Annotated in this window: 24 protein-coding genes; 13 read left to right on the plus strand and 11 right to left on the minus strand. The window is 62.9% G+C overall.

Features of this window, described 5'->3' with window-relative positions; all coding sequences use genetic code 11:
* Window positions 1-56: 56 nt before the first annotated feature.
* Window positions 57-998, minus strand: coding sequence for a nucleoside hydrolase (locus B5V02_RS36425; RefSeq protein ID WP_111548782.1), 942 nt, complete (start codon window positions 996-998; stop codon window positions 57-59).
* Window positions 999-1,313: 315 nt separating this feature from the next.
* On the opposite strand from B5V02_RS36425, the gene B5V02_RS36430 reads away from it, so the two are divergent.
* A complete protein-coding gene (locus tag B5V02_RS36430) occupies window positions 1,314-1,739 on the plus strand; it encodes an Hsp20 family protein (protein WP_111548783.1) in 426 nt (141 codons plus the stop codon).
* A 65-nt stretch (window positions 1,740-1,804) separates the two neighbouring features.
* Window positions 1,805-2,062 carry a BQ00720 family protein gene (locus tag B5V02_RS36435; protein WP_095084707.1) on the plus strand — a complete coding sequence of 86 codons (258 nt, stop codon included), beginning with the start codon at window positions 1,805-1,807 and terminating at the stop codon, window positions 2,060-2,062.
* A 73-nt stretch (window positions 2,063-2,135) separates the two neighbouring features.
* Here B5V02_RS36435 and ptsN read toward each other — a convergent pair whose 3' ends face one another.
* From ptsN to lptC, 6 genes are all read right to left on the minus strand, one after another.
* Window positions 2,136-2,600 carry a PTS IIA-like nitrogen regulatory protein PtsN gene (gene ptsN, locus B5V02_RS36440; protein ID WP_111548784.1) on the minus strand — a complete coding sequence of 155 codons (465 nt, stop codon included), beginning with the start codon at window positions 2,598-2,600 and terminating at the stop codon, window positions 2,136-2,138.
* Between the two features lie 59 nt (window positions 2,601-2,659).
* Window positions 2,660-3,244, minus strand: coding sequence for a ribosome hibernation-promoting factor, HPF/YfiA family (gene hpf / locus B5V02_RS36445; RefSeq protein ID WP_111548785.1), 585 nt, complete (start codon window positions 3,242-3,244; stop codon window positions 2,660-2,662).
* A gap of 266 nt (window positions 3,245-3,510) precedes the next feature.
* The gene (gene rpoN, locus B5V02_RS36450) at window positions 3,511-5,037 is read right to left on the minus strand and encodes an RNA polymerase factor sigma-54 (protein WP_111548786.1); all 1,527 of its coding nucleotides are present in this window, start codon (window positions 5,035-5,037) and stop codon (window positions 3,511-3,513) included.
* 200 nt (window positions 5,038-5,237) lie between these two features.
* The gene (lptB, locus tag B5V02_RS36455; protein WP_111548787.1) at window positions 5,238-6,056 is read right to left on the minus strand and encodes an LPS export ABC transporter ATP-binding protein; all 819 of its coding nucleotides are present in this window, start codon (window positions 6,054-6,056) and stop codon (window positions 5,238-5,240) included.
* A complete protein-coding gene (locus B5V02_RS36460) occupies window positions 6,056-6,637 on the minus strand; it encodes an LptA/OstA family protein (RefSeq protein ID WP_111548788.1) in 582 nt (193 codons plus the stop codon). The genes lptB and B5V02_RS36460 overlap by 1 nt, the downstream gene beginning before the upstream one ends.
* Window positions 6,624-7,337 carry an LPS export ABC transporter periplasmic protein LptC gene (gene lptC / locus B5V02_RS36465; protein WP_111548789.1) on the minus strand — a complete coding sequence of 238 codons (714 nt, stop codon included), beginning with the start codon at window positions 7,335-7,337 and terminating at the stop codon, window positions 6,624-6,626. Before lptC ends, B5V02_RS36460 begins: the two co-directional genes overlap by 14 nt.
* A 412-nt stretch (window positions 7,338-7,749) precedes the next feature.
* Here lptC and sppA point away from each other — a divergent pair, with 412 nt between their 5' ends.
* The 4 genes from sppA to lhpI all read left to right on the plus strand — a co-directional run bounded on the left by sppA (window position 7,750) and on the right by lhpI (window position 10,474).
* A complete protein-coding gene (gene sppA, locus B5V02_RS36470) occupies window positions 7,750-8,706 on the plus strand; it encodes a signal peptide peptidase SppA (protein ID WP_111548790.1) in 957 nt (318 codons plus the stop codon).
* Window positions 8,707-8,787: 81 nt separating this feature from the next.
* Window positions 8,788-9,072 (plus strand): integration host factor subunit beta, encoded by a 285-nt coding sequence (locus B5V02_RS36475; RefSeq protein ID WP_006200394.1) that lies wholly within the window; start codon window positions 8,788-8,790, stop codon window positions 9,070-9,072.
* Window positions 9,073-9,114: 42 nt separating this feature from the next.
* Complete coding sequence (locus tag B5V02_RS36480) at window positions 9,115-9,471, plus strand: LapA family protein (RefSeq protein ID WP_111548791.1); 357 nt, start codon at window positions 9,115-9,117, stop codon at window positions 9,469-9,471.
* Between the two features lie 37 nt (window positions 9,472-9,508).
* Window positions 9,509-10,474, plus strand: a complete 966-nt coding sequence (gene lhpI, locus B5V02_RS36485; protein ID WP_111548792.1) for a bifunctional Delta(1)-pyrroline-2-carboxylate/Delta(1)-piperideine-2-carboxylate reductase — start codon at window positions 9,509-9,511, stop codon at window positions 10,472-10,474.
* Here the strand turns inward: lhpI and B5V02_RS36490 are convergent.
* Both B5V02_RS36490 and B5V02_RS36495 read right to left on the minus strand, forming a co-directional pair.
* On the minus strand, window positions 10,471-10,908 hold the full coding sequence (locus B5V02_RS36490; RefSeq protein WP_111548793.1) for an EVE domain-containing protein: 438 nt from the start codon (window positions 10,906-10,908) through the stop codon (window positions 10,471-10,473). The genes lhpI and B5V02_RS36490 overlap by 4 nt on opposite strands.
* A complete protein-coding gene (locus B5V02_RS36495) occupies window positions 10,905-11,300 on the minus strand; it encodes a VOC family protein (protein ID WP_111548794.1) in 396 nt (131 codons plus the stop codon). Before B5V02_RS36495 ends, B5V02_RS36490 begins: the two co-directional genes overlap by 4 nt.
* A 208-nt stretch (window positions 11,301-11,508) precedes the next feature.
* Between B5V02_RS36495 and B5V02_RS36500 the strand changes: the two genes are divergently transcribed.
* A complete protein-coding gene (locus B5V02_RS36500; RefSeq protein WP_111548795.1) occupies window positions 11,509-11,838 on the plus strand; it encodes a hypothetical protein in 330 nt (109 codons plus the stop codon).
* 26 nt (window positions 11,839-11,864) lie between these two features.
* On the opposite strand, the gene B5V02_RS36505 is transcribed toward B5V02_RS36500, so the two are convergent.
* On the minus strand, window positions 11,865-12,554 hold the full coding sequence (locus tag B5V02_RS36505) for a helix-turn-helix transcriptional regulator (RefSeq protein ID WP_111548796.1): 690 nt from the start codon (window positions 12,552-12,554) through the stop codon (window positions 11,865-11,867).
* 136 nt (window positions 12,555-12,690) lie between these two features.
* Between B5V02_RS36505 and B5V02_RS36510 the strand changes: the two genes are divergently transcribed.
* The 6 genes from B5V02_RS36510 to olsB all read left to right on the plus strand — a co-directional run bounded on the left by B5V02_RS36510 (window position 12,691) and on the right by olsB (window position 19,687).
* Window positions 12,691-13,776 (plus strand): RsmD family RNA methyltransferase, encoded by a 1,086-nt coding sequence (locus B5V02_RS36510; protein WP_111548797.1) that lies wholly within the window; start codon window positions 12,691-12,693, stop codon window positions 13,774-13,776.
* Window positions 13,777-14,634, plus strand: coding sequence for a TrmH family RNA methyltransferase (locus B5V02_RS36515; protein ID WP_111548798.1), 858 nt, complete (start codon window positions 13,777-13,779; stop codon window positions 14,632-14,634).
* Window positions 14,635-14,647: 13 nt separating this feature from the next.
* Window positions 14,648-15,130, plus strand: a complete 483-nt coding sequence (lspA, locus tag B5V02_RS36520; RefSeq protein ID WP_111548799.1) for a signal peptidase II — start codon at window positions 14,648-14,650, stop codon at window positions 15,128-15,130.
* A gap of 57 nt (window positions 15,131-15,187) precedes the next feature.
* Window positions 15,188-16,177 (plus strand): acrylyl-CoA reductase (NADPH), encoded by a 990-nt coding sequence (gene acuI / locus B5V02_RS36525; protein ID WP_111548954.1) that lies wholly within the window; start codon window positions 15,188-15,190, stop codon window positions 16,175-16,177.
* A 143-nt stretch (window positions 16,178-16,320) separates the two neighbouring features.
* A complete protein-coding gene (locus B5V02_RS36530; protein WP_111548800.1) occupies window positions 16,321-18,609 on the plus strand; it encodes a hybrid sensor histidine kinase/response regulator in 2,289 nt (762 codons plus the stop codon).
* Between the two features lie 205 nt (window positions 18,610-18,814).
* Window positions 18,815-19,687, plus strand: coding sequence for a l-ornithine N(alpha)-acyltransferase (olsB, locus tag B5V02_RS36535; RefSeq protein ID WP_167458820.1), 873 nt, complete (start codon window positions 18,815-18,817; stop codon window positions 19,685-19,687).
* Between the two features lie 123 nt (window positions 19,688-19,810).
* Here the strand turns inward: olsB and B5V02_RS36540 are convergent, their stop codons facing one another.
* The gene (locus B5V02_RS36540; protein ID WP_111548802.1) at window positions 19,811-20,443 is read right to left on the minus strand and encodes a trimeric intracellular cation channel family protein; all 633 of its coding nucleotides are present in this window, start codon (window positions 20,441-20,443) and stop codon (window positions 19,811-19,813) included.
* Window positions 20,444-20,461: the final 18 nt, after the last annotated feature.

Raw genomic sequence — 20,461 nt, forward strand, 5'->3', positions numbered from 1 at the left:
AGCCTACGCCCGGGCTTACCCGAGCGTAGGCAGCAGTGCCGGCGACATGTAGGCGCCTAAAGCCTCCCCAACCTCTCGACCAGCAGTGCGAAGAAGCCATCATGGTCGATGTCGCGCATCACCATGGCGTTCTTCGGCCGATTGGTCACGCTCCACCAGTCGATGACGGTCATGCCCATGGTCAGTTCCGAGGTGGTTTCCACGCTGACATTGCAGTTGCGGCCTTTGAACAGGTCCGGCTTCAACAGATAGGCGATGACGCAGGGGTCGTGCAGCGGCCCGCCGTCGGTGCCGTATTTCTCCTCGTCGAAGCGCTCGAAGAATTCCAGCATGTCGGCGGTCGCCGTGCCGACCTTGGTGCCGAGCGCGCGGAAGGCCTGCGTGCGCTTGGCGGTGGTCAGCGCCTTGTGGGTGACGTCGAGCGGCATCATCACGATCGGAATGCCGGATTTGAGCACGACGTCGGCCGCTTGCGGATCGACATAGATGTTGAATTCGGCCGACGGCGTGACGTTGCCGCCTTCGAAGAAGCCGCCGCCCATCAGCACGATTTCCTTGATGCGCGGTGCAATGCGCGGTTCGCGGATCAGCGCCAGCGCAATGTTGGTGAGTGGCCCGAGCGGGCAAAGCGTGATGGTGCCGCTCTCTTCCTTCATCAGCGTCTCGACGATGAAATCGACGGCATACTGCTCCTGCAGCTTCATCGTCGGTTCGGGCAATTGCGGCCCGTTGAGACCGGTCTTGCCATGCACTTCCTCGGCGGTGACCAGTTCGCGCATCAATGGCCGGATGGCGCCTGCATAGACCTTGATGTCCGGCCGGCCGGCCAGCTCGCATATCTTGCGGGCATTCTTTTCAGTAAGCTTCAGCGGCACGTTGCCGGCAACGGCGGTGATGCCGACGATCTCCAGCTCGGAGCTGCCGAGCGCCAGCAAAATGGCGACGGCATCATCCTGGCCGGGATCCGTGTCGATGATGATCTTGCGTGATTGAGGCATTTCAATTCCTTGTTTGGCGAGGCCGTGGACTTGGACGAATCCGATCGAAACATCTAAATGACGCCGAAGCGGCTGCGAGCTGCCATGTCGAACCGCTCGACCGGGGAAGACAATCCCGACCTGCGCGCTTCTCCTTGCATCTGCTAGCCGTTTCAAGCGCCATGTCGATCATTCCTGTGAGTCCACGACCTGGTCTTTTTGGGCGGGTCTTTTGACGGCTTGAACTTGGTCGCGGGGCGGACCATATCAAGACCATCGGGAAAAATGCCATCTGGGTTTTTCCACTTTATGTCGCTCTTGAGAGGACAGTGTAACATGAGCCGAATGACGCCCTTTTCCAGCCCGCTTCTCCTTGGTTTCGACGCCATGGAAAAGACACTGGAACGTCTGGCGAAGTCCGGTGACAGCTACCCTCCCTACAACATCGAACGCCTCAGCGGCGCCGACGGCAAGACCGAAAGGTTGCGCATCACATTGGCGGTCGCCGGTTTCGCCGAAAGCGATCTCGATGTCTCCACGGAGGAAAACCAGCTGGTCGTGCGCGGTCGTCAGACCGACGATACCGAGCGCGAATTTCTTCATCGCGGCATCGCCGCGCGCCAGTTCCAGCGCTGTTTCGTGCTGGCCGACGGCATGCGGGTGATCGCGGCGGAACTGAAGAACGGCCTTTTGTCGATCGATCTCGATCGGCCGGAGTCCGAACGGCTGGTACGAAAAATAAACATATCGGTGAAAGACTGATCTTTACCGATGGCTCTAATGCGGGATGGCCTTGAGCGGCGTCCTCGCGCCAAGGAGGCTTTGAAATGACCAGAACTGACGAAAATCTCACCATGACCAGCGGCGAATTCGCCCATCTCGGCGAGGGCTCGGTCGCCTATCTGCGCAAGGTCTCGAGCGACGAATTGCTCGGCCGTTTCCCGAACCTCGGTGAAATCGCTCCCGGCATGGAACTGTGGGCGCTGTTTGCCGCCAATGGCCAGCCGATCCTGCTTTCCGACGCGCGCGACCGCGCGCTGGCCGGCGCCATGGAAAACGACCTGACCACGGTCGCCATTCACTAAGCCCGGCGCACCCGGCTCAAACGGACAGGGCCGCCCACGGCGGCCCTTGAGTCTGGTCCAATCCAGAAAAATGTCAGGCCGCGTGCGAGGCTTGCGTATCCGACAGCAGCGCATGGATTGCCGTGGCGTCGCGCGTACCCCTGATCTTGGCCACCGTGTCGGCATCGCGCAGCACCCGCGCGATGCGCGACAAGGCCTTGAGATGGTCGGCGCCTGCCCCTTCCGGCGCCAGCAGCAGAAACACCAGATCGACCGGCTGATCGTCCAGCGATTCGAAATCGACCGGCGTCTCCAGCCGGGCGAAAACCCCGGCGATGCGCTTCACGCCGGCCAGCTTGCCGTGCGGAATGGCGATGCCGTTGCCGACGCCCGTCGAGCCCAGCCGTTCACGCTGCAGGATGGTGTCGAAAACTTCCCGCTCCGGAATGCCGGAAATCGCCGCCGCCCGTTCGGACAGCAATTGCAACAGCTGCTTCTTGGAGTTCGCCTTCAACGCCGGCAGTATCGCCGGAACGTTGATAAGATCGCTCAGATCCATGCTTGAAAATCCCTTGTTCGCCTGCCGTCACCAGTCCTCACCCCTCGTGCGGCCGGCTCTTATCCTTGTGCGACCTTGGTCGTGGACGGGTCGATCCAGCCGATGTTTCCATCGGGCCGGCGATAGACGATGTTGAGATGGTCGTTTCCGGCGTTGCGGAAGACGAAGACCGGGCTGTCCTTGGTGTCGAGCTCGATGACCGCTGACGCCACCGACATGGTCTTCAGCGTCATGGTTGATTCGGCGACGATGGCCGGCGCGAAATTCTCCGGGATGTCCTCGTCGTCATCGGCCAGCGGCGCCATCACCGTGTAGGCGATGTCGGTCAGATCGCCGTTGGCGGCGCCCGAATTGTGCGATTTCAGCCGGCGCTTGTAGCGCCTCAACCGGGTTTCCAGGCGATCGGCGGCGGCCTCGAAGGCCACCGTCGGATCCTGGGCATCGCCGGTGGCCTGCAGCGAGGCGCCGGAATCCAGCCGGATCATGCAATCCGCCGAATAGCGCGAACCTGATTTGATGACCGTGACGTGTCCGGCAAAACCGCGATCGAAATATTTGCCGATCGCTTCGCCGACACGATCGTTGATGCGTGTACGGAACGCATCGCCGATATCCATGTGTTTTCCCGATATGCGCAGATTCATCTGAAAACTGACCTTCCTTGCTCAGGCTTCAAACTGGCCCGAGTTTATACTCGTGGTCCGTGCGCACAAGCTTTGCGGCGTCACTCGCGCCGATTTTAAATCCGAACTTTCCGGTTGATCACAAGCCGTCCTTTTGACCGTCCCGAGGCCAACGTCGTGACGGACCATCCGCATGGGGGCATCTAGCCCCTCTCATGCGGGCGGGCTTCTAGCCACTTCGCCGCGGCTTGTCAATGAAGTGCTGGCCTGTGGAAAATCGAACCGTATCAGCGCCCGGCGCTGGCCAGTGCCCGTTTCTCGCGTCGGCGCTGCACCGAGGAGGGAATATTCATGCCTTCCCGGTACTTGGCGACGGTGCGCCTGGCGATATCGACGCCACTCTCGCGCAACATGTCGACGATCGCATCGTCGGAAAGCACGTCGACGGGTTTTTCCTCATCGATCAGCTGCTTGATGCGATCACGCACCGATTCCGAGGAATGCGCATCGCCGCCACCCGACGCAGCGATCGAGGCGGTGAAGAAGTACCGCAGTTCGAACACGCCGCGCGGCGTCAGCATGTATTTGTTCGCGGTGACCCGGCTGACCGTCGATTCGTGCATGCCGATGGCATCGGCCACCGTGCGCAGGTTGAGCGGCTTCAGCTGGCGCACGCCATGGACGAGGAACGCATCCTGCTGGCGAACGATTTCCGAGGCGACCTTGAGGATGGTCTTTGCCCGCTGGTCAAGGCTGCGCGTCAGCCAGTTGGCGTTTTGCAGGCATTCGGCGAGGAAGTCCTTTTCCGCCTGGTTCTTTGCCTGCGGCGAAACCTGGGCGAAATAGATATGGTCGACCAGCACGCGCGGCAGCGTTTCGGCATTGAGCTCGACCGTCCAGCTGCCGTCATTGGCCGCGCGCACCTCGACATCGGCGACGATCGCGTCGCTGGCGCCGCCTGAAAACGCCATGCCCGGCCGCGGATCAAGGGCCCGGATCTCGGCCAGCATGTCGAGCAGATCCTCCTCGTCGACGCCGCAGATCCGTTTCAGCGCATGGAAATCGCGCCGTGCCAGCAGTTCGAGATTGGCGACCAGCGCCTTCATCGCCGGATCGAGCCGGTCCCGCACGGCAAGCTGCAGCGACAGGCATTCGGCAAGGTCGCGGGCAAACAGGCCGGCTGGCTCGAACGTCTGGCACACCGCCAGGACCTTGCTCACCGCGGCAGCGTCCGTGCCGAGACGGGCGGCGATCTCGGCCAGGTCTGCGCGCAGATAGCCGGTCTCGTCGAGGCCGTCGGCAAGGTCGGCAGCGATCAGCCGTGCCGCCGGATCGGCGAAGGCGAGCGCCACCTGTTCGCCGACATGGTCGCGCAGCGTGATCGCCGCGGCCGCCATGTCGCCGGCGTCAAAACCCTCGGATGAGGAACTCGCGCCATTGCCGGAAGCCGATTTCCATTGCGCCGTCAGGTCGGGACCGAGCCGCTCGCTCGTCCCCGGATCGTCGGGAAACAGGTTTTCCAGCGACGTATCGAGCTTGTCCGAGATCGCCTCGGCGCTCCACTGCGTCTCGTTTTCGAACCAGTCGCCGTCGGCGGCGGCTTGCGGCTCCGCCTCGGTCTTCTGCGACTGATCACTGGCGGCATCGTCCTGCGGCTCGGCGCGCTCCAGCAGCGGGTTGCGCTCTATTTCCTCGTCGATGAAATGCTCGAGCTCGACATGGGTGAACTGCAGCAGCCGAATCGACTGCATCAGCTGCGGCGTCATCACCAGCGACTGCGATTGTCGTAGCTGTAGTTTCGCCGCCAATGCCATCGTCTGGTTTCAAACGCCTCGTCTACGCATCCGGGCTTCCGGACAGGAATTTTTGCAGCCGGTCATAGAAACTGGCCCAGCTTTTGCTTGTCAAGGCAATAGCTAGCAAAACTCGCTTACCGGAGCGTTATCTGGCGGCAAAATCGAAGAAAAAGGGCCGACTGGGCACCAAAAATCGTGTCAGGAAACAAATTTCACGCTCAGAGCGTAAAACCCTCGCCGAGATAGAGCCGCCGGACATCCGGGTTTGCCACCACTTCGTCGGCCCGGCCATGGGTCAGCACTTGGCCGGCATGGATGATGTAGGCGCGGTCGATCAGGCCGAGCGTTTCGCGCACATTGTGATCGGTGATGAGGACGCCGATACCGCGCGCCGTCAGGTGGCGCACCAATTGCTGGATATCGGCGACGGCGATCGGATCGATGCCGGCAAAAGGCTCGTCGAGCAGCATGTAGGCCGGACGCGTCGCCAGCGCACGCGCGATTTCCAGGCGCCGCCGCTCGCCGCCGGAAAGCGACATGGATGGTGCCTTGCGCAGATGGCTGATGTGGAATTCCTCGAGCAGTTCGTCGAGATTGCGCTCGCGCTCCTTGCGGCTCTTTTCGACCACTTCGAGCACGGCGCGGATGTTCTGCTCGACACTCAGGCCGCGAAAGATCGAAGCCTCCTGCGGCAGATAGCCGATGCCGAGGCGCGCACGACGGTACATCGGCATCGAGGTAACGTCGAAGCCGTCGATCTCGATCGTGCCCTCATCCACCGGCACCAGGCCGGTGACCATGTAGAAACAGGTGGTCTTGCCGGCGCCGTTGGGGCCGAGCAGCCCGACGGCCTCGCCAGCGCGCACGCCGATGGTGACGCCGCTGACGACCTTGCGGCCCTTGTAGCTCTTGGTCAGACCCTTGGCGATCAGGGTTCCCTTGAACTTTCCCTTATCGACGGTCACCGTGGCCGGCGCCGAAACCTTGCCGGCGGCCCGTCCCGGAAGACGCGCCGTCAGCGACGACAGGCTGGCCATCAGGGGTTCGCCGCTCCCGATTTCGGCGGCGGTGTGATCGACATCTGGACACGTTGCCCAGCGCACGGATCAACCTGGGCCAGCCCGGTTTTCATCTGCACTACGAGCTTGCAGCCGACCAGCACGTTGTCGTTTTGCGAGAGCACCACCTTCTGACCCGAAAGCACCAGAACCTGGCTCTTCATATCGAAGCTGCCCTGATCGCCGGTCGCGATCTGCGCATCCGACTTGATGTAAACCTTGTCGGAGATCTCCAGATGATCGATGTTGGCCGAGCCGGTCATCGCCGCACCCGCGGCTTCCGTGCCCTTGGCCGCGGCATTGGGGTCCTTGACATAATAGACCGTCATCTTGCCGGCCTTCATCAATGTCGGCCCCTGGACGACGCTGACATTGCCCGTGAAGATGGCGACATTTTCGGCCTGGCGGACTTCCAGCTTGTCGCTTTCGATCTGGATCGGCTTGTCGCCGGACAGTTTGAGACCTGATTGGCTGGTGGACTGCGCCAATGACGGCACCAGCCCGAGCAGCAGCAACGCCGAAGTTGCAGCCGCGAGCCGCGTCGAACTACTGAGCCGCATTGGTTTCTCCGCTGTTTCCCTCTGCCGTCTTCAAGGCGGCGGAATCGATGTTGACGCGCACTTTGTTCTCGAAAACCAGAACCTTGCCATTGTCCTGGACCGACATCGAATCCGCCGTGATCCGCGACCCTTCACGGCCGACATCGACGGGATCTCCCGTCTTCATAGTGCCTTTGCCCATGTCGAGGAAGACCGATTTGAACTTGGCCCGCATGCCGTCGGTCGTGGTGATGGTAACGTCGCTGGTCAGGTTCATCGTATTGCCGTTGCGATCGTAGGTGCCGTGCGAGGCCTTGATCGCCGCGATATTGTCAGGTCCGACCGGGACCTTGGCGTCGATGCCTTCCAGTTCGATGATACCTTGCGTGCTGACATCCTGGATGGCGCGCAGGGCGGTCATCGAATAGGGCTGCTTCTGCTTGGTGAAACCGTTGAGCTTGGGATTGGCCATCACCAGCTTGCCGTTGGAAAAAGCGGTGCCATCCGCCTGGACCGCGACGGAGACGGGTGCGGCGAGATAGGAATAGACCGGGAAAGCGACGGCGATCAGTACCGCAGCCAACGGCACGGCAAACTTGAGAACGCGCACGCGGCGCGAATGACGCTGCGCGCGGTCGAAAGCATCGCCACGCATCCGGCCGTCCGCCGGGGGAGCCAACTCCATCTCGGCGTTGGTCGATTCAATCGGTCGCGCTAACATTTACCGCTTTCTTCTAAACCCCTTGCCCACCCGCGAGCACCGCCTATAGGTGGGACGCCGGCGCCTTCAAGCAAGCACAAGCCTATGAAAACTGCAAAAATGTGACAGCCGCGTTTGTACAGATGAAAATGAGATCCGCACAACTGCCCGTTCTTCATAGCAGAAACAGACACGCGGCGTAAAATTTATCAACTATCGGTCACGCCGTCCGACCTCGCGGCGATTGCACAAATACGTGAAGAGAGCTGTGCCTGGAGGGGGGCGGAGCCCGCCTGACCGCCCGATCGCGCATCCGGCATGGCCATCTTGACCGTCCGCGCCGATTGTCTCGTCTGGCCGGAAAAGAGAATTGCTTCCAGATGGGAAGATGATGGTCTAAAAGCGTGTCCTCCCGCCGACTGAAAGGCTGACCATGGCACTGAGAGCCGACGACCTGATCGACCGCCGCCGCTTGCGGCGCAAGCTGACATTCTGGCGGATTGCCGCCATCGGCATCGTAGCCCTTGGGGTGATTGCACTTTCAGCTTGGTTCTACGGCGACGATTTCACCGGCTCGGCGGTCGACCATATCGCCAAGGTCAGGATCGAAGGCACCATCACCGAGGACGAGGAGCTGATCAAGCGGCTGGAAACCATCCGCCAGTCGTCGAAGGTGAAAGGCGTGATCCTGTCGATCGATTCGCCTGGCGGCACCACGGTCGGCGGTGAATCGATCTACGAAGAGGTGCGCAAGCTGGCCGCCGACAAGCCTGTCGTGGCCGAAGTCGGCACGCTTGCCGCATCGGCGGGCTACATGATCGCCAGTGCCGCCGATCACATCGTCGCCCGCAAGACCTCGATCGTCGGCTCGATCGGCGTGCTGATCCAGTATCCGGACGTCAGCGGCCTGATGGACAAGCTCGGCGTCAAGCTGGAGGAAGTGAAATCCTCACCGCTGAAAGCCTCGCCGTCTCCCTTCAAGCCGACCAATGACGAAGAGCGCGCCATGGTCCGCAAGCTCATCCTCGACAGCTACGACTGGTTCGTCGGCATCGTCGCCGAGCGCCGCAAGATGACCCGCGAGCAAGCGCTGGCGCTCGCCGATGGCTCGATCTTCACCGGCCGCCAGGGCGTCGCCAACGGGTTGATCGACGCTGTCGGCGGCGAGACCGAAGCGGTCGACTGGCTGGCGACCAAGGGCGTCGATGCCAAACTGAAGGTCGTCGAGTGGAAGGATACGGAACGGCGCGGCGGCTTCCTGTTCTCGAAAGCGATGGCGCAAACGATCGGCAGCGCGCTCGGTCTGCCCGCCTACAGCGGCGATGTCATCCATGAACTCGGCGTCGACCGCTTGTTTCTTGACGGTCTCGTTTCCGTCTGGCACCCTTGAGATGCCGCTTGGGGCAAGTGAAAAAGCAAATAAAATCATCCTCATAATTTTGACCGCACTGCTTTCACGGGGACCCGTCTGATGATCAAGTCCGAACTTGTGCAGATTATTGCCACGCGCAATCCGCATCTTTTCCTGCGCGACGTCGAAAACATCGTCGGCGCGATCTTCGATGAGATCACCGACGCTCTTGCCGAAGGCAATCGTGTCGAGCTGCGCGGCTTCGGTGCTTTTTCGGTGAAAAACCGTCCCGCCCGCACCGGCCGCAATCCACGCACCGGCGAATCCGTCGAGGTCGAGGAGAAATGGGTGCCGTTCTTCAAGACCGGCAAGGAGCTGCGTGAAAGGCTGAACGGCGGCAAGTAGCCGCGGCGTCAGCGCCAAACGGCCTTTCCGACGGAAAACATCATGTTCAATCGCTTCATGCTCATCGTGGTCTTCGTACCCCTGGCGGTCATCCTGATCGCGCTCGCCGTCGCCAATCGCGAACTGGTCGCCTTCACGCTGGACCCGTTCAACCCCGGCAATCCAAAGCTGACGCTGACCTTGCCGCTGTTCATCTTCCTGTTCCTGGCGCTCGCCGTCGGCATGGTCGTCGGCAGCCTGGCAACCTGGGTCAAGCAGGGCCGCTACCGCAAGCTGGCGCGCCAGCGTGGCGCCGAGGCCGAGAACCTGCGCCAGGCGATCAGCCGCGCGCCGGCGGCACCGCAAGGATCGGCCCAGGGGTCAGCCCAAACACCGGTCTTGCCGAAACCGACCACTTGAACCGCCGGTCGGCGGTTTTCTCTCCACGGAGTTTTCCATGCTAACCATTTCGGCCGCCGAGGTCGATCATGCGCTGACCTTTCCCGGACTGGTCGAGACGCTGCGCTCGGCGTTTCGTGACGGTGCGGTGCAGCCGGTCAGGCACCATCACTCGGTAGAACGGCCCGACGGCGCCGCCTCGACGCTGCTTTTGATGCCGGCATGGACCGACTTCAACGCCGCCGGCACGTCTTCCGTTGGTCACATCGGCGTCAAGATCGTCACCGTTTCGCCCGACAACAATACCATCGGCAAGCCCGCGGTGATGGGCCTCTATCTCCTGCTCAACGGTGCCACCGGCGAACCTGAAGCCTTGATCGACGGCCAGCGGTTGACGCAGTGGCGCACCGCCTGCGCTTCGGCGCTGGCCGCTTCCTATCTCGCCCGCGAGGACGCTTCGCGGCTGCTTGTGGTCGGGGCCGGCGCGCTGTCGCCCTTCCTCGCCAAGGCGCATTGCGCCGTGCGGCCGATCAGGACCATCCGCATCTGGAACCGCACGCCGGCCAATGCCGAGAAGGTCGCCGCCGATCTGCGTGCCGAAGGCTTGGCGGCCAGCGCCGCAAGCGATCTCGATGCCGAACTTGGGCAGGCCGACATCGTGTCCTCGGCGACGATCACCACCACGCCGCTGATCAAGGGCGCATTGCTGCGGCCGGGAACCCATGTCGACCTGGTCGGCGGCTTTACCCCGACGATGCGAGAAAGCGATGATGACGCGATCGCGCTTGCCCGCGTCTATGTCGACACCCGCGCCGGCGCCACCAAGGAGGCCGGCGACATCGTCCAACCACTGGCTTCCGGCGTGCTGAAGCCGGACGCCATCGTCGCCGATCTGCACGAATTGGCGCGCGGCCAAAAGAAGGGTCGCGAGAGCGCCAGTGAAATCACGCTGTTCAAGTCGGTCGGCGCAGCACTTGAGGACCTTGCCGCCGGCATTGCCGTCTACAAGGCGCTCGTGGCTTAGTTTGCTGCCACGGCCATTTTGGCGGCCATCGCCTCGGCGATCACACGAAAATCGTGATCGCTGATTTCGAAAAGCCCGAAGCGAAGCTGATAGCCCCAGTTCGACTTGCCGGCGGTGAATTCCAGCCTGTCGAGCAGCGGCTTGATCGATGTTTCCTCGGCCTTTGCCCACGCGACATCGCGCCGGAACGGCGTGAAGCCGCCGCCCATGTCGCCCTGATAGGGCTCGCCTTCCCGCACCGTGCCAATTGCCGTGAAAGCCTGAAGGCCGTCCTTTTCGCCAAGAACAGTGGTCGGCGAATAATAGATGATGCCGTCACCGGGTTTGACGCGACGCAAGGGTGCTGCCTTGCCGTGATTGACCTGCATGAAGCCGCCCAGGCGGCCGCGCCGGACATGTTCGGCCGACGCCACCGCGATCCAATACGCACTCATTTCTGTCCCCCATTGGCCTGTTCCCCGTCGGACAGCCAGTAGACGCGCAGGCGATGATTGTCGGGATCGAGCGCGACGAAGGTGCGGCCGAAATCCATGTCGGTCGGGGTCTGCAGGATCTTCAGCCCGCGCCCGGCCCAGTCGGCATGGGTAGCGTCGACGGCATCAGGCGTATCCAGCGCAAAGACGATTTCGGCGCCACCGCCTGCCGCGGCGGCTGCCGGCTCCACCGTGTGGCGCGACCAGAGGCCGAGCTTGAAGCCCGCATAGAGAACGAACAGCACGAAGGTCGGCGAACTTTCGACCGGCTCGCGACCGAGCAGCGCGCTGTAGAAGGCGCCGCTCTGCTGCGGCTGGTCGACATAGAGGATGACGAAATTCGGGGCGGTCATGTCTGCTCTCCAAGGTTCAATGTTTCGACTTGGCGACCATAGGATGAGCTGCTGTCAGATTCTGGCAGTAGCCGTCAGGCGACCTACGCCTGACCAACGGTTTCTCGAAGAAGGTAGAGCAGAACGCCAACGCGGTGGTTCATTCGTCCAACCGCCGTGAACCCTTGCGGGCATTGGACATTTTAGTGCATCATGCTAGTTCAGTTAGATGTTTTTTCTGATCTTATCCTTTGTAGCAGTCGCCATCCCGTATGGTCTTGAACGACTCTATTTTGCGAGAAAATTTGGATTCTTTGCAGCTCTATTCTGGCTGTTTGTCTTTCAATCCAGCATTATGTTCGTCGGTGAAATCATTCTCGAAAATCGGGTAGGCCAATCGTTGCCCAGTTGGATTAAATCCCTCGGCCTTGCGATTGGAGTATTCGCCTACCTGACGATTGGCATGACGTCTTTCGCTGCCGTCGTAGCCGCATTGGGATTCGGGACCGTGATCGCAGCCAGCTGGTTCTTGAGAAAGCTAGGGGAAAATTCAAACTGACCCGTACCAAATTAGGGCAATGGCCGTCAGGAACCACGCGGCTTGTCGAGTGTCGCCCGCCAGTCCTTCAGCAGCGCCTGGCGACGGCGCGGATAGCGCGTATCGGTGGTGTTGAGGCCAGATATGCGATCGGCGCGAAAATGCCGGAAATCCTGGCGCATCTCGCACCACGCCACCACGACCCGCACCTTGTCGAAGAACCCCAGCGCAAACGGCCAGACCACGCGTTCGGAGGCGGCGCCACCGGCGTCGCGGTACAAAAAGCCGAGCTTGCGCTCATTGCGGATGGCCTGCCGAACCAGTCCGAGGTCGATGCCCTCGATGGCCGCGGCGGGAGGCCCGACCAGCAGCGTGCTCGCATCGAGATCCTCGCGCAGATCGTCCGGCAGCACGGCGGCGATCTTGGCCAGCGCGTTGGCGGCAGCGGCCGAGAGACGCTGGTCCGGCTGCTTGGCGACCCATCGCGAACCGAGCACGATGGCTTCGATCTCCTCGTCGCTGAACATCAGCGGCGGCAACATGAAGCCGGGCTTGAGCACATAGCCCAGGCCAGCTTCACCGTCGATCGGCGCACCCTGGCCCTGCAGCGTGGCGATGTCGCGGTAGAGCGTGCGGATCGAAATCCCGAGTTCATCAGCCAGCGCCTGCCCGCTCACCGGCCGGCGGTGCCGGCGCAGCGTTTGGATCAGGTCGAGCAGGCGTTCTGAGCGGGACATATCGAAGATTTGCCTGTTTCTTTGACATTGGTCCATCGTCGGCCGACACAAACCGGAGAGGCTTGCGCGGCGGACTTGGTTGCGAAGCAGGTTGGCCTATGCCAAAAGCGGCCTCGCCGCTCGGAGATGCTCCTGCTTGAAGTCTTTTCGCGACAAACGCCGCGACAACCGCCCGCCCGCGAAGGGCGGATCTGGAGAGGCGCGCCCGCATGAGACGCGTGGCACAGCAAGGCCGGACGCCAGGCCGCGCGGGCGGCTTGAGGCGAAAGCGGAAGACCGCTCCGGGCCGAAAACGGCGCCGCGCATCCTTGCCCGCCGCGATGGTATCCTGCCCACCGAGCATCTTCCTGTAATCCTCGAAGTGGCGCCCAATGCCGATTATGCGCTGCTCGACAGCGGCGCCGGGCAGAAGCTCGAACAATACGGCCCCTACCGCATCGTGCGGCCCGAAGGCCAGGCGATCTGGCAAAAGGCCTTGCCGGCAAAAGACTGGGAGCGCGCCGACGCCATCTTCACCGGTGATACCGACGAGGAAGGCATCGGCCGCTGGCGCTTCCCGAAAACGCCGCTCGGCGAGACCTGGCCGATGAAGCATGATGGCATCGACTATCTCGGCCGTTTCACCTCGTTTCGGCATGTCGGCGTTTTTCCGGAACAGGCCTCGCACTGGGATCACATGGCCGGGCTGATCTTGGCGGCGAAACGGCCGGTCAAGGTGCTGAACCTGTTCGGTTATACCGGTCTTGCCTCACTGGTGGCGGCCCGCGCCGGCGCCGAGGTCACGCATGTCGATGCCTCGAAGAAGGCGATCGGCTGGGCCCGCGAAAACCAGGAAATGGCCGGGCTCGGCGGCAAGCCGATCCGCTGGATAGTCGACGACGCGGTGAAATTCGCCGAGCGCGAGGAACGCCGCGGCAGCCGCTACGACATCATCCTGTTTGACCCACCGGCCTATGGCCGCGGCCCCAAGGGCGAGGTCTGGCAATTGTTCGAGGATCTGCCTGATCTGACCGACCTTTGCCGCGCGATCCTGACACCGAAACCGCTCGCCGTGGTGCTGACCGCTTATTCGATCCGCGCCTCCTTCTTCGCCATCCATGCCTTGATGCGCGACACCTTTGCCGGCATGGGCGGCACGGTCGAATCGGGCGAGCTGATCATCCGTGAAAAGTCCGCCGGCCGGGCGCTTTCGACCTCTTTGTTTTCGCGTTGGGTGGTCTGAATGAACGAGCGGCATGCAGGCGCACCCGGGCTGGTGAAGGAAGTCACCAGCCTCGCCAACCCGCTGGTCAAGGATATCAAGGCGCTTGCCCAGAAGAAATTCCGCGACCAGCAGAACGCCTTCATGGCCGAGGGATTGAAGCTGGTCATCGATGCGCTCGATCTCGGCTGGCAGATCAGGACTTTGGTTTTCGCCAAGGCCGGACGCGGCAACGCCGCGGTGGAGAAGGTCGCTGCACGCACGGTTGCCGCCGGCGGCACGGTGCTCGAAGTGTCGGAAAAGGTGCTCGTCGCCATCACCCGCCGCGACAATCCGCAAATGGTGGTCGGCGTCTTTTCGCAGAAATTCCTGGCCTTGAAGGATATCCGCGCCGACAATGGCGATGTCTGGGTGGCGCTCGACCGGGTGCGCGATCCCGGCAATCTCGGCACCGTCATCCGCACGATCGATGCCGTCGGCGCCAAGGGTGTCATCCTGGTCGGTGACACCACCGATCCCTTTTCCGTCGAGACGGTGCGCGCCACCATGGGTTCGATCTTTGCCGTGCCGGTGGCCAGGGCGACGACCGAGGCCTTCCTTGCCTGGCGAGGCGGATTTTCAGGCCTTGTCGCCGGCACCCACCTGAAAGGCGCGGTCGACTACCGCTCGGTCGATTTTTCCCGCGGCCCGGTGCTGCTGATGATGGGCAACGAGCAGCAGGGGCTGCCCGAAAGCCTGGCGGCGAGTTGCGACAGGCTGCTTAGAATCCCGCAGGCAGGCCGCGCCGATTCGCTCAATCTGGCGGTTGCCACCGGCGTCATGCTGTTCGAGATCCGGCGCGGCGCGCTGAAGCTCGAACCAATCGTGGACCAGCAATGAAGGTTGCCCGCCCGTGAGATCATGGTCCCCCTACGCGCTGCTCGTCATCGCGGCCATAGCGCTCGACCAGTGGATAAAGCACCTGGTCGAGACCGGCCTGCCCTTTCAGGAAAAGCTCGATCTCGTGCCTTTCCTGGCGCTGTTTCGCACCTACAACACCGGCATCGCCTTCTCGATGTTCTCGTCCTTCGGCGACACCGGACTGATCGTCATCTCGCTGGCGGTCGTTGCCTTCGTGCTGTTCCTGGCGACGCGGATCGCGCCGTCCCAGATCCTTGCCCGTACCGGCTTTGCGCTGATCGTCGGCGGCGCGCTCGGCAATCTGATCGACCGCGCCGTCTACGGCCACGTCATCGACTACATCCTGTTCCACACGCCGGTCTGGTCCTTCGCCGTCTTCAACCTGGCCGACGCCTTCATCTCGATGGGCGCGGCACTGGTCGTCTTCGACGAACTGTTCGGCTGGCGGCGCGAGCCGAGACCTTCGAACGATTGACCCCGTGCGGCCATCGCCGCACAGTCCATGTCGCCAAACAAGATCGCGGAGAAAGAGATGCCCGAAACCTTCAAAGCCATCCTCGTTTCGCGTGACGCCGAGAAAAAGCAGTCGGTAGCCGTGACCGATCTCACCGAGGCCGACCTGATGGAAGGCGACGTCACCATCGCGGTCGAGGCGACGACGGTGAACTACAAGGATGGTCTTGCAATCACCGGCAAAGCGCCGGTGATCCGCCGCTGGCCGCTGGTGCCGGGCATCGATTTCGCCGGCACCGTCATCTCGTCTTCCCATCCCGACTGGCGCGCCGGCGACAAGGTCATCCTGAACGGCTGGGGCGTCGGCGAAACCCACTTCGGTGCCTATGCCGGCCGCGCCCGCGTCAAGGGCGACTGGCTGGTGCCGCTGCCGCAAGGGATGAGCCCGCATGACGCGATGGCGGTCGGCACCGCAGGCTATACCGCCATGCTCTGCGTCATGGCGCTGGAGCGGCACGGCATCCTGCCCGATCGCGGCCCGGTGGTGGTGACGGGGGCGGCCGGCGGCGTCGGCTCGGTCGCGATTTCGATCCTGTCCAGCCTCGGCTACCATGTCATTGCTTCCACCGGCCGCAATGCCGAAAGCCCCTATTTGATCAACCTTGGCGCCGCCGAAGTGATATCGCGCGACGAGCTTGCCCAGCCGGCCAAGCCGCTGGCCAAGGAGCGCTGGGCCGGCGGCGTCGATGCGGTCGGCAGCCACACGCTGGCCAACGTCCTGTCGATGACCTCCTATGGTGGAGCGGTCGCCGCCTGCGGCCTGGCCGGCGGCATGGACCTGCCGACGAGCGTCGCCCCCTTCATCCTGCGCGGCGTCTCGCTGCTCGGCATCGATTCGGTGATGGCGCCGAAGGCGGTCCGCCTCGAAGCATGGCGGCGCATCGGCACCGACCTCGATCTGCAGAAGCTCGCCAGCCTGTCGACGACCATCGGTTTCGACGGCATCGTCGATGCCGCGCACGACATCGTCGACGGCAAGATCCGCGGGCGCGTCGTCGTGGATATGTGAACCGCTCGACGGCCGGGAGAAAGCGGACGGAATTGCCACGTCTGATGGCAAATCCGCCACCGCGGCGGCAAAAAGCGCTCATCCGCTAAAATTCGAACGATCCGCCGCAATTTTCCATAATCTCTATCTGGCAAGGGTCTCGCATGATCGCGGAATCCGGCAGCCAACAGGCGGACACTGGCGAAGACGTTGATGCGGCGACCCCGCCGACGTCGACGCGGCGCTTTGTCGCCGCGCCGCCGCTGGTGCCCGAGCCACAGTTCTCCACGCGCGAAGGCCTGCCCCTCCTGACGTTTGTCGCCATCGTCGTGCTGGCCGGCCTGGCGCATCTGACCGGGGCGCCGATCTTCATCAGCGTTGGATTGCTGGTAACCGGCCTCGCCGGCCTTGTCATGCATCTGCACGCAAGGCGGAGCAAACACCGTACCGCGGTCCTGCTTGACGAGACCACTGCCCGCAGCCGCGCCGAGATCGAGACGCTGGCCGACCGCATGTGGGAAATGCAGGAGAGCGAGGAACGCTTTCGCGGCCTGATCGACGCGCTTGGCGACCTCGTCATTCATCGCGACCGCGATGGCTACATCGTCTATGCCAACAAGATCTTCGCGAACCTCGTCGAAAGCGATCAACGCGACCTCGCTGGCAAGACCCTGGCGGAACTCGGCATCGATGTCGGCATCGTTCCCGATGCCGCCTTTTCCGACCATGACTGCCTGAGCTCCACCGATGTCGCCATCCGCACGCCGAGCGGTCCGCGCTGGTTTTCGTGGATCGAACTGTCGGTGCGCGACAAGGACAGCGGCGCCGTTTCGCATCGCGCCATCGCGCGCGACATCACCGCCCGAAAACGCGCCGAATCCTCGCTGATCACCGCTCGCGAGCGGGCTGAATACGCCAGCCAGGCCAAATCCCGCTTCCTCGCCACCGTCAGCCATGAAATTCGTACGCCGATGAACGGCATCATGGGCATGGCCAGGCTGCTGGCCGACACCAGCCTGTCGCCGGAACAGCAGACCTATGTCGGCGCCGTGTCGACCTCGGCCAGCGCATTGCTCGCCCTGATCGAGGATCTGCTCGATTACTCCAAGATCGAGGCCGGGCGCTTCGACCCGGAGCCGCAGCCGATGTCGGTGCGCGAGATCGCCGACAACATCGTCGAATTGCTGGCCGCCCGCGCTTTCGCCAAGGATATCGGGCTGGGCTGCCATGTCGAACCCGACGTGCCGCAATTGATCACCGCCGATCCGGGCAAGGTCAGGCAGGTGCTGCTCAACCTGATCGGCAATGCCATCAAGTTCACCGACAGCGGCGGCGTATTGGTGAGCATCGCGCGCGCGCGCACCGAGACCACCGACCGCATCTGCTTCACCATCGCCGACACCGGTCCAGGTTTGCATGAGGACGACCTGGAGCGCATTTTCGAAGAATTCGAGCAGGCGGACGGCACGTCGACGCGCACACATGGCGGGGCTGGCCTCGGCCTTGCCATCTCCAAACGCCTGGTGGCCGCCATGGGCGGCACGATTTCAGTATCGAGCCGGCTCGGTCAGGGATCGGAGTTCGTCTTCGAAATCCCGGCAATATCGGCCACCGAGGCGCCGCAGAGCCGGCAGAACGCGCTCTCGGGCAAGCGCGCGGTGATCCTGTCGAAAAACGCCGTCGAGGCCGACGCCATCGCCCGCACCATCCGCGCCAATGGCGGCGCGGTCGATGTCGCCACCACCGCCGCGCAGGCCGCGCCCTTCGCCGACGGCTGCGATGTGCTTCTGGTCGACGCAGCCATGGAAGAGAGCGACGGAAGGCTGCTCAAGCGCCTGCGCCAAAGCGGTTTCGACGACTGCGAGGCCATCACGCTGATCGCACCGACCGACCGTGGCATGCTTGGCGAGTTCCGCGCCAGCGGTTACGCAACCTTCCTTGCCAGGCCGGTGCGTGGCGGAACGCTTCTGCGTGTGCTGTTGAGCAGTCATGCTCCCGCCCTCGCCCAGCCGCAGCCGGAAAAGAGCCGCGGGCCCGCACTTCGTGCCGTCGGCAGCCGCCAGCGGGGCCTGTCGGTGCTGATTGCCGAGGACAATGACATCAACGCCATGCTGGCCCGCGCCACGCTGCTGAAGGCCGGGCACCGGGTCAAGGTGGTCGGCAACGGCAAGGCCGCCGTCGAGGCTGTCACCGGCGCCGGACACAACCACCGCTTCGACGTGGTTCTGATGGATCTTCACATGCCGGTCATGGACGGGCTGGACGCGATTGCCGCCATCCGCCGCCACGAGGAGGAAACCGCCGTGCCGCCGGTGCCGATCATGGTGCTGTCGGCCGATAGCCAGGAAAAGACCCGCCATGCGGTGCTGGCCCATGGCGCCAGCGGCTTCGTTACCAAGCCACTCGACCCTGACGCGCTGGTCAATGCCGTCGAAGGACAGGTCGCGGCCTAGCGCATGGTCCCGAACCGAAGGTCAGGATTTCGACCGCCCATCCACCCCGCCCGCTCGCGTAACGTAGCCGGTTGACCGTATTCGCCAGCCGACGAAGTATTGCCCACGACGTCGTATCACGGTACTGTCACAATCCTGTTGCACCTACACCGTATCCCCGTGCCAAGAGGGATGGCTCGAAGGAGAATCACTCGTGCATACAGTTATGCCGGAATGTGACACTCGGCCCAACGCCAGCAGCTTGCTTGCCGGACGTAACGTCGATTCCGTCATAAAGGGCGCAGCACTCGGCCGAATCGGTAATCTTGAAGTGCGGCTCGCCCGCAACGAGGCCGAGATCGCGGCCGCGCAGGAAGTCCGCTACCGAGTGTTTTACGATGAACTCGGCGCCAGGAAGGATCTGTTCCAGGCGCAGGATCGCCGTGATGCCGACCGGTTTGATCCGCTCTGCGACCATCTGCTTGTCTTCGATACTTCACTCTCCGGCCCCGAACATCGCCGCATCGTCGGCACCTATCGCCTGCTGCGGCAAGAAATCGCGGCCGCCGCGGGAGGATTCTATTCCGAGGGCGAATTCGAGCTCACCAAGCTCATCGCCCGTCATCCCGGCCAGCGTTTTCTCGAGCTCGGCCGTTCCTGCGTTTTGCCTGAATACCGCTCGAAGCGCACCATCGAGGCGCTGTGGCAAGGTATCTGGGCCTATATCAACCACTACGAAATCGGTGTGATGACCGGCTGCGCGTCCTTCCACGGCACCGTGCCGGCCGCGCATGCCGAAGCGTTCACCTATCTCGCCCACCATTGCCGGACGAATTCGGCCTGGGACGTGCGCGCGGTGTCCGGGCGCTACTGTTCGATGGATCTGATGCCGATCGAGGCGGTCAACGCCAAGGCGGCGATCGCGGCGATGCCGCCGCTGGTCAAGGGCTATCTGCGCGTCGGCGCCCGCATCGGCGATGGCTGCGTTATCGACCGCGAATTCTCGACGGTCGACGTGTTCGTCGTGATGCCGGTCAAGGAAATCGGCGCCCGCTACGTCAACTACTATGGCGGGGAAGCCCAGCGCTTTGCTGCGTGAATAGCGAATAGCGAATAGCGAATAGCGAATAGCGAATAGCGAATAGCGAATAGGAAGTAGTGGCGGGAGCTGTCCGGCAACAACCACTATTCGCTATTCCCTATTCGCTACCTCACTTTCTTTTCACGGAATATCTTCCGGTCGCCGGCCGGGCCGGCTCTTGTAGGGGGGAAACGCCCAGCCGAAACGAAGCGCGCCGCCGCGCACGGCGAACGCCGCGGCGAAGCCGGCCAATCCTGAAACAATCTGCGGCAAGCCGGCGACATCGCCTGCTGTAAAGATGGCAGCGCCGACGAGCGCGGCCGTGACGTAGATTTCTGGCTTCAGCAGCACCGAAGGCTCCCCCGCCAGAAGATCACGCAGGATACCACCGAATGTGGCGGTCAGCATGCCGGTGATCACCGACACCGCCGGCGAGCCGGTGATGGCAAGTCCCTTGGCCGCGCCCATCACGGAAAACGCGGCAAGGCCGATGGCGTCGAGCCAGAGCAGCAGCTTGTAACGGGATTCGACGCGGTGCGCGGTGAAGAACACCACCACCGCCACCACCGCGCAGATCAGCACATAGTCGCGGTTTCCCACCCAGAACACCGGCACGTTGAGGATCAGGTCGCGAAACGTACCGCCGCCGATTCCGGTGACGCTGGCTAGGAACAGGAAACCGATAATGTCGAGCTGCTTGCGTGAAGCAGCAAGCGCCCCGGTCGCGGCAAAGACGGCGACACCGGCATAGTCGAGAAGCGCGATGGGGTTCATGGCAGGACCAGGGAGTAA

This window comes from Mesorhizobium kowhaii (assembly GCF_003253745.1).
GTDB lineage: Bacteria > Pseudomonadota > Alphaproteobacteria > Rhizobiales > Rhizobiaceae > Mesorhizobium > Mesorhizobium kowhaii.